This window comes from Bradyrhizobium sp. (genome assembly GCF_017881085.1).
Classification (GTDB): Bacteria; Pseudomonadota; Alphaproteobacteria; order Rhizobiales; family Xanthobacteraceae; genus Bradyrhizobium.
In genome coordinates, this window is record NZ_JADGRI010000473.1 from 1 (window position 1) to 2,919 (window position 2,919).

The following is a 2,919-nucleotide window of genomic DNA, read 5'->3' on the forward strand; positions in this document are numbered from 1 at the left end:
GTCAAAGTCGGGTTGTACCCGCTTGGTATCAGGACGTCGCGTTGGCAAACAAGCCTGTTTGGGCAGCACTGGATAAAGTGACTAGATGATCTTCTGGACGATCCTCGCATTGATGACGCTTGCGGCTGTAGCCGCCGTTTGGTGGCCGCTCGCACGCCGTCAGAGGTCCCTCCGTTCGGGAAGCGATGTCGCTGTCTATCGCGACCAGCTCGACGAGATCGACCGCGACGAGGCCGCCAGCCTGATCGGCGGAGTGGAAGCCGAAGCTGCGCGGGTCGAGGTATCGCGGCGCCTGATCGCGGCCGCAGAGGTCGCCAAGGCCGCAGATGCCGTCGCTGCGCCGGTTCCCGCCCGCCGCACCCGCTGGGCGACGCTCGCCGCCGCGATCATTGTGCTGCCGCTCGGCGCGGGCCTTGTTTATCTCTCGCTGGGATCGCCGAATCTGGTTCCCGTTTCGATGAATGCGGAGGCCCGCGGACAGCCGCTTCCGGAGGGCATCGAGCAGACCGTCGCCGAGGTGGAGAAATATCTTGAGGCCAATCCAAAGAACGGACGCGGCTGGGAGTTGCTGGCGCCGGTGTATCTTCGTCTTGGACGCTTCGATGACGCGGTCAGGGCGCGGCGCAATGCGCTGGAGATATTCGGCCCGGACGCCGCGCGTTTAGGGGATCTCGGCGAAGCCATCGTTGTGGCTTCCAACGGCGTGGTGACCCCGGAGGCCAAGGGACTGTTCGAGCGGGCCAACGCCGCCGATCCCGAAGATGTGATGGCGCAATATTATCTCGGGCTCAACGCCAAGCAGGAAGGCCGCCGCGACGAGGCGGTGAAGCGATGGACCGCGCTGGTCGCCAGCGCCCGTGAAGGCGCTGAATGGCTCCCGATGGTCAAGAGCGCGCTGGCGCGGGTCGACGAGAAGGAGCCGACGTTCGTTGCTTCGCCCCCGTCGGCCGCGGCGGCCGCGCCACCCGAACATAATGGCGACGCCATCGAGGCGATGGTCGCGCGTCTGGCCGAACGTCTGAAGAAGGATGGATCCGACGTCCCCGGCTGGATCCAGCTCGTGCGTTCCTATCGGGTGCTCGGAAGGACCGAAAAGGCCAAAGCGGCCGTCGCCGAGGCGCATGCTGCGCTTGCCAGCGATCGGGAAGCCCTGCAGCGGCTCGACCAGGGGCTTCAGGGGCTCGAAACCGAGGCCGCTGCCGCTGGTTCCGGTCCCGGCGCAGCCGGTCCTCCCCCGGGGCCGGACGCGAACCAGGTCGCCGCCGCCGCGCAGATGGCGCCGGGCGAGCGTAACAACATGATCGAAAGCATGGTCGCGCGCCTGGCGCAGCGCATGGCCGAAAACGGCTCCGACGTTGATGGTTGGCTTCGCCTGATTAAGGCTTATACGGTGCTTGGCGAGCGCGACAAGGCGCTGACCGCGGCTGCAAGCGCCCGTACCGCGCTTGCCGGCAACACCGACAATCTGCGCCGCATCGGCGAACTGACGAAAGAGCTCGGACTGGAAGGCTCATGACACGGAAACAGCGGCGCCTTATTTTGATCGGCTCAAGCCTCGGCGTGCTCGCCATCGCGGTTGGGCTGGTGCTCAGCTCACTGCGCGACTCGATCGTCTTCTTCAATTCGCCGACCGATATCGCCGACAACAAGGCGGCGCCCGGCAAGCGCGTTCGCCTGGGCGGCATGGTGAAGATGGGCAGCCTGGAGCGCGGCGACAATCTGCAGATCCGCTTTGAGGTGACCGACGGCAACAAGGATATCCCGGTCAGCTACCGGGGCATCGTGCCGGACTTGTTCCGCGAAGGGCAGGGCGTCGTCGCCGAGGGCCATGTCGAGCCGGGCGGCACGTTCGCGGCCGATACCGTGCTCGCCAAGCACGACGAGAATTACATGCCGCGCGAGATTGTCGATACCCTGAAGAAACAGGGGCACTGGCAAGAGACCGCGGCGCCAGTCAAGCAAAGCGCGAGATGAACCGGGAGTCGCCGACATGATCGCAGAATTCGGTCACTACGCACTCGTACTGGCGCTTGCGCTGGCGCTGATCCAGTCGTGGTCGCCGGTGGTGGGCGCGCGCAAGGGCGATGTGGCGCTGATGAAGCTCGCCGACTCGACCGCGCTGGCGCAATTCGCCTTCGTGGCCATCGCGTTTGGCGCGCTAACTTATTGTTACGTGACGTCGGACTTCTCGGTCGCCAACGTGTTCGAGAATTCGCATTCGCAGATGCCGCTGATCTACAAGTTCACCAGCGTCTGGGGCAACCATGAAGGCTCGATGCTGCTGTGGGTGTTGATCCTGGCGTTGTTCGGCGCGCTGGTCGCGTGGTTCGGAACCAATCTGCCGTCCACGCTCAAGGCCAACGTGCTCGCGGTGCAGTCCTGGATCGCGTCCGCTTTCTACCTGTTCATCCTCTTCACCTCGAATCCGTTCCGGCGTTTGGCCGAGGTGCCGGTCGAGGGCCGCGATCTCAACCCGATCCTGCAGGATTTCGGTCTCGCGGTGCATCCGCCGATGCTCTATCTCGGCTATGTCGGGTTCTCCATTGCGTTCTCGTTCGCCGTCGCGGCCCTGATCGAAGGCCGTATCGACGCGGCGTGGGCGCGCTGGGTACGGCCGTGGACGCTGCTCGCCTGGATGTGCCTGACGCTCGGCATCGCGATGGGCTCCTATTGGGCCTATTACGAACTCGGCTGGGGCGGTTGGTGGTTCTGGGATCCGGTCGAAAACGCCTCGCTGATGCCCTGGATCGCCGGCACCGCGCTGTTGCACTCGGCCGTGGTGATGGAAAAGCGAAATTCGCTCAAGGTGTGGACCATCCTGCTGGCGATCCTCACCTTCTCGCTGTCGCTGATCGGCACGTTCCTGGTGCGCTCGGGGGTGTTGACGTCGGTTCACACCTTCTCCAACGATCCGGCGCG

The 2,919-nt window shown here is 64.8% G+C and carries 3 protein-coding genes; all 3 read left to right on the top strand.

Annotated elements, in window-relative coordinates:
• The first annotated feature begins 85 nt into the window (after positions 1 to 85).
• The gene (gene ccmI, locus QZ213_RS26800) at positions 86 to 1,516 is read left to right on the top strand and encodes a c-type cytochrome biogenesis protein CcmI (RefSeq protein WP_291689067.1); all 1,431 of its coding nucleotides are present in this window, start codon (positions 86 to 88) and stop codon (positions 1,514 to 1,516) included.
• Entirely contained in the window at positions 1,513 to 1,974 is a 462-nt protein-coding gene (ccmE, locus tag QZ213_RS26805) for a cytochrome c maturation protein CcmE (RefSeq protein ID WP_291689068.1), read from the top strand. Before ccmI ends, ccmE begins: the two co-directional genes overlap by 4 nt.
• A 16-nt stretch (positions 1,975 to 1,990) precedes the next feature.
• Positions 1,991 to 2,919: heme lyase CcmF/NrfE family subunit (locus QZ213_RS26810; protein WP_291689069.1), on the top strand; the 929-nt coding region annotated here is incomplete at its 3' end.